This is a genomic window from Streptomyces sp. NPDC059037 (genome assembly GCF_042740015.1).
In the GTDB taxonomy this organism is placed as follows: Bacteria; Actinomycetota; Actinomycetes; order Streptomycetales; family Streptomycetaceae; genus Streptomyces.
In genome coordinates this window covers 1-5,346 of sequence record NZ_JBHYIG010000429.1, presented here as the reverse complement: position 1 = coordinate 5,346, position 5,346 = coordinate 1, and the positions used below count along the sequence as shown (strand labels likewise).

General features: G+C 70.6%; 6 protein-coding genes. 3 read left to right on the top strand and 3 right to left on the bottom strand.

Annotated elements, in window-relative coordinates; translation table 11 throughout:
- Positions 1 to 187: 187 nt before the first annotated feature.
- Complete coding sequence (locus ACFWY6_RS43870) at positions 188 to 697, top strand: hypothetical protein (RefSeq protein ID WP_384703059.1); 510 nt, start codon at positions 188 to 190, stop codon at positions 695 to 697.
- 116 nt (positions 698 to 813) lie between these two features.
- On the opposite strand, the gene ACFWY6_RS43865 is transcribed toward ACFWY6_RS43870, so the two are convergent.
- On the bottom strand, positions 814 to 1,116 hold the full coding sequence (locus ACFWY6_RS43865) for a hypothetical protein (RefSeq protein ID WP_266866565.1): 303 nt from the start codon (positions 1,114 to 1,116) through the stop codon (positions 814 to 816).
- Positions 1,117 to 1,273: 157 nt separating this feature from the next.
- Between ACFWY6_RS43865 and ACFWY6_RS43860 the strand changes: the two genes are divergently transcribed.
- Positions 1,274 to 2,515: an FAD-dependent oxidoreductase gene (locus tag ACFWY6_RS43860; RefSeq protein ID WP_384703056.1), complete on the top strand. Its 1,242-nt coding sequence runs from the start codon at positions 1,274 to 1,276 to the stop codon at positions 2,513 to 2,515.
- Between the two features lie 59 nt (positions 2,516 to 2,574).
- On the opposite strand, the gene ACFWY6_RS43855 is transcribed toward ACFWY6_RS43860, so the two are convergent.
- Entirely contained in the window at positions 2,575 to 2,976 is a 402-nt protein-coding gene (locus ACFWY6_RS43855; RefSeq protein ID WP_384703062.1) for a RidA family protein, read from the bottom strand.
- A gap of 159 nt (positions 2,977 to 3,135) precedes the next feature.
- Here ACFWY6_RS43855 and ACFWY6_RS43850 point away from each other — a divergent pair, with 159 nt between their 5' ends.
- On the top strand, positions 3,136 to 4,119 hold the full coding sequence (locus tag ACFWY6_RS43850) for a helix-turn-helix transcriptional regulator (protein WP_384703053.1): 984 nt from the start codon (positions 3,136 to 3,138) through the stop codon (positions 4,117 to 4,119).
- Between the two features lie 84 nt (positions 4,120 to 4,203).
- Here the strand turns inward: ACFWY6_RS43850 and ACFWY6_RS43845 are convergent, their stop codons facing one another.
- Positions 4,204 to 5,184, bottom strand: coding sequence for a DUF1963 domain-containing protein (locus ACFWY6_RS43845; protein WP_384703050.1), 981 nt, complete (start codon positions 5,182 to 5,184; stop codon positions 4,204 to 4,206).
- Positions 5,185 to 5,346 lie beyond the last annotated feature (162 nt).

The following is a 5,346-nucleotide window of genomic DNA, read 5'->3' as shown; positions in this document are numbered from 1 at the left end:
CCCCGGGGCCCTCGAGGAGCCAGCTCTCCGAGGGGGGGGTCGTGGTGTCGCGGGCGGGGAACCTCGTGACTTTCGGGGGCGGGGGGGGGGGGTGGGGGGGGGGGGGGGGGGGCGCCGTCAGCCCCGCCGTCGATCTGAGTACGCGTACTCTGTCCGCCCCGCCGCCCCGCCCGGCAGCCTCGTACGCATGACGGCAAAGTCGATGCACATGAGCGCGATGAGCGCGATACCGCACGGTGCGGCGAACCTGCTGAGCCGGATGAGCTGGTTGAGCCGGCTGAACCTGCTGAGCCAGCTGCCGAAGCGCCCTCTGCTGGAGCGCTGGGCGACCCGCGCCGCGGGGGCGGCGCTGGCGGCCGCGGCGTACCTCGTCTGCCTGCCCTGGGACCTGCGCAATCGCCCCGAGACGCCGGGCGCGATCAACGAGACGTCACCGGTGTCGGCGCCGGGAGTGATCTTCCTGGCGGTGTCGATGCTGGCCCTCGCGGCCTACTTCGGCTTCCGGGACCGCCTCGTCCTGGCGCTGCTCCTGGTGGCGGGACCGCCGGCGACCTTGATGTACGTGTCCTTCGACAGCCACCCGGAGCCGGACGCGGCGGTGTGGCCGGTGGCGTGGGCGTTCTTCACGCTGGTGATGGGGGCGGGGGTCTTGGCGGTGGCGGGCTTCGCACGGTTGTTCAGGGACAGCGAGGGCTGAGCTGTCCGCTGGGGGGGGGCGGCGAGGTGTGAGCTGCTTGCTCGGGGGCGGCGAGGTGTGAGCTGCCCGCTCAGGGGCGGCGGCGAGGCCTGAACCCGCCGCCGCCCCAGCCCAGTTCAGCCCCGCCGGTCCACAAGCGCCCAACTGGCAAGCCCCACGCCCCCGGCGACCCCGAAGACCGCGGGCCACGCCCCGACCTTCTTGGCCAGCGGATGCGACCCCGCGAAGGCGGCGACGTACGCGGTGCTGAGCGCGGCGGCGGTCCTGCCGCCCGCCTTGGCCTGCCACTCCTTCGCGGCGACGGCGCCCGCGGCGGCGAGCACCACGCCACCGAGCGGCCGCTTCTTGGTCCACCTGGCGACGGCGAACCCTCCGACAAGCCCCGTGGCGGCCACTGCTGCCGCCGGTACCTTCGCCATGCCTGACTCGCTTCCGTTGTCCGTTGCTTCCGGCCGATACGTCCTCAATACGTCTGCGGCCGAGGCTAACGCGCCGCCTGGAAGGCCTTGCGGCGAGGGGCCCCGTCCCGCATAGGTTTGGTGGTACACCGCACCCGACGAGGGACCGATAGCAGAAATGACCGCGCGTACCCCCACCCGCGCCCGTACCGCCCTGGTCATCGGGGGCGGCATCGCAGGCCCGGTAGCGGCGATGGCGCTGCACAAGGCGGGCATCGAGGCAACGGTGTACGAGGCGTACGACTCCACGAAGCGCGTGGGCCCGAGCCCCGGCATGACGATCGCACCCAACGGCCAGCAGGCTCTGTCCGCGATCGACGCGGCGGACGTGGTGAGCGAGATCGGCACCCCGGTGACGTCAACGTCCTTGCGCAGCTGGACAGGTAGGCACCTCGCCGGCCTGACCCCGCCCCCCGGCCTCCCGCCCACCCGCTTCGTCTGGCGCACGGACCTCCACGAGGCGATCGACGAGGAGGCGGCACGCCGCGACATCCCCATCCACCGGGGCAAGCGCCTGCTGGACGCGACGGACACCGGCACGGGCGTCACCGCCCGCTTCGCGGACGGCTCGCTGGCGAGGGCGGACATCCTGATCGGCGCGGACGGCCTCCGCTCGACGGTCCGCCCCCTGATCGACCCCTCGGCCCCAACTCCCCACTACGGCGGGACACTTACCTTCACGGCGAGGGTGACGGAGACCGAACTCCCCTCCACCGCAGGCGTATTGCACCAATGCCTCGGCAAGCGCGCGTACATGACGTACCAGATCTTCGACGACGGCACGGCGGTGTGGTCGGCGACGCTGCCCCACCGCGAACCCATGACAACGGCGGAGGCGCGCTCCGTCGGCCCGGCAGCATGGCTGAACCGCCTGACGGAGGCGTTCACGGACGACCGCACGGCGGCAACGGAACTCCTCGGCTCCACCCCGGCCCCCGCCCTGCTCATCGCGGGCCCCGCGGAGAACATGCCCCCGCTCAGCACCTGGAGCCGAGGCCGCATGACCCTGATAGGCGACGCGGCGCACGCAACACCCCCCACGTCGGGCCAAGGCGCATCCCTCGCATCGGAGAGCGCGGTCCAACTGGCCCGCTGCCTACGAGACTTGCCCCCTTCCAAGGCCTTCAGGGCATACGAGTCCCTGCGCCGCCCCCGGGTGTCCCGCATCCTCAAACACGCCACATCCACCCCGACATCCACCTCGGCCGCGGCCCGCACGGCGTCCCCGAAACCGGCGGGTCCCCTGACCCGCGCGCTCCGGGACGCGGTGCTGCCGGTGGCGACGAAGGTGGGGGCCGGTTCGGTATGGGGAACGTGGCAGTTCGACCACCGGATCGACTGGGAGGAGCGGGTCGACTAGGACGGCCTCGGAGTCGTCGTCGGGGCGGCCCCCGCAGTCGTCGTCGGGGGCCGGGGGCATCACGCGACGGCGGTGCCCTCCAGCTCGACCATCTGGCCGGGGACCGCAAGCCGGGTCACCCCGAGCATCGTGCTGGTCGGCGCCACCCCTGCGGCGCCCAACCGCCCGGCCAGAATGCCGTAGTGCGGGAAGAGCAGCTCGACGTCGGTCGTGTAGACGTTGAGCCGGACGAGGTTGGCGAGAGACATGCCGGCCTCGGCGAGCACGGCCTCCAGGTTGTCGATGCTCAGCGCCAACTGCGCTGCCATGTCCCCGTCGTGCTGGGGTTTGCCGTCACGGTTCATCGCGGTCTGCCCCGAGACGTACAGGGTCCGGGTGTGCCCGGAGACGACTTCACCCTGGTTGAACCCCAACTCCGCGGACCAGGTAACCGGGTTGACCGCAGTTCGCTCAACCGTCACATCAGCTGTCACGTCAGCTCCATTCGCTTCGTCGCTTCATGAGGCGTACGTACGTCGATCGGCTCGACAACCGCCAAACTTCGACGCCGTGTTGTCGCGTCAACGAGCCTCGCAACTAATCACGACATCCTTGGTCACGTATCTCGCTAAAGTTCCCGCATGCGCGCCGACCGTTTGGTCTCACTGGTGCTACTCCTGCGCCAGCGCGGTCGACTGACTGCGGACACGCTGGCCCGCGAGCTGGAGGTATCCACCCGCACGGTGCTGCGCGACATCGAGGCGCTGTCCGCGGCCGGCGTCCCGGTCTACGCGGAACGCGGGCGGTACGGCGGTTTCGCGTTGTCGCCCGGTTTCCGGACCGAGCTCACCGGTCTCAATCACGACGAGGCCCTGGCCCTGCTGACCGCCGGATCGGGGCGCGGGGAGCAGACGTTCGGCCTCGGCTCGGCACTCGCTTCGGCCATGCGGAAGGTGGTCGACGCGCTGCCCGAAGGCCACCGGGCCACCGCGAGCGACGCGGTCCAGCGGTTCCTCGTAGACCCGGAGACCGACCTGCTCTCACGCAGGCAGGCCACCGAGGAGGCACCCGACACCACGACCATGGTCGAGGTCCGGCGCGCGGTACTCGCCGGCCACAAGCTGCGCATCCACTACGCGGCCACGGGCCAGGCGCCACAGTGGCGCACGGTGGACCCGATCGGCCTCGTCACCGTACGAGACCGGGGCTACTTGCTGGCCACGAGATCCGGCGCGGACCGCACGTACCGCCTGTCGCGGCTGCTGGCAGCCGAGAAACTCCCCGAACCGGCACAGCGACCGAACAGGATCGACCTGGACCGGATCTGGCAGGAACGCTCCGCGCGCTTCCTCTCCGACGGCGACCACATCTCCGTACGGGTACGCGTGAACCCGGCACGACGCGAGGAGCTGCTGGACACGGCCCTGGCAGTCCGCGCGGAAGAACCCGCCCCCGACGCGGAGGGCTGGCTGCGCCTGGAGGTGACCTTCCAGGACCCCCGTCACGCCGAGTGGGCGCTGTGGCAACTCGGCACGGACGCGGAAGCCCTGACGCCACAGTCGCTGCGCACCGCCTTGCGCAACCGCGCGGAGGCGATGGCCACGCGCTACAGGGACTCATCTTGAGGTGTTGCGGAGGACGACGCAGGGGGAGAGCGGGGAAGAGCGGGGAGAGCCCCCATCCCCTCACGCCCTCACGCCCTCACGCCCTCAAGAACAATCGGAGTGGTACCGGAAGGGCATGCCGGGACAGCCGTGCGCGCAGACGAAGAGATACATGCCACCCATGTCGCCGAGCATGATGCCGGGAGCGCACTGCAGGGCGTTCCGGTCCTCGTAAGGAATCGCAAACACGCTCCACCCGTCATCGTCACCACCCGCGCCGGACCTGTCCTCGACAGGCACCCAGCGCCGCCATGAGGCCCCGTCGAACTCGGCACTCTTGATGGTCACGAGATGCCGCATACGCTGCCCGCACTCACCCGGACAGGCGGGCCAGTAAGGATCCTGGGTCCAACTCGGATAGCCACCGACTTTGATGCCGGGAGCAACGCTGAGATGCGACCAGTAGGCGCAGGCACTCCCGTCCTCCTCGGCACGATCCTCCATCTCCTCGAACGCCTCCTCCAGCTCCTCGGCGACCTCGTCATCGAGATCCCAGCTCGGATACTCGACGACACGCTCGGGGTGCAGCACGCAGGGATCCGGCAGATAGTCGTCACGGGCACCGACGGGCCGAGGCGGCTCCTCGACGAACGGCGGTTTGCACCGCACGCTGTCGCGCCAAAAGATCTCAGGCCGTGGCACATACCCGGCCTCATGATCGAAGGGACACCACAGGACTTGCAGTACGTCGGTGCCCTCAGGGAAAGGCAGTTCGGGAACGTCACGTGCGTACAGCTGAAGCACCGGAACCATGGGCTGCGCGACACCATCGTCGACGGGCGCGAACCGGGTCCGCGGATGCGAGTCCCCACAGCGCGGCCAGTCCTCGACCACCGGCCACGCCAGCACCCCACCCACGGAACTGTCCCCCGGCCCGGGCCGCCCCCGCCGAGGATGCAGCCGGACGGCCTCGCGACGGAGGGGCGCGATGGCGGGGAAGAGGGCCTCTACGTCGAGGAGGGGTGGTGGGGTGGTGCGGGACGCGCACGACTCGCTCCCGGCGGCAGACAAGGGTCCCCTTGGCATTGGCACGACGGCTCCTTACGCAGGCGATGAATGAAAGTTTCTCGGGGCTGGGGGGCGGGCTTCGGTGGGCCGGTGGTGGTGTTCTTACCGGGGCCGCCCGGTTGTCCCGAGGTTGGCGGTTCCGGGCCGGGTGTAAAGGGCGCTCCTTCGTCGCGTCGGCTG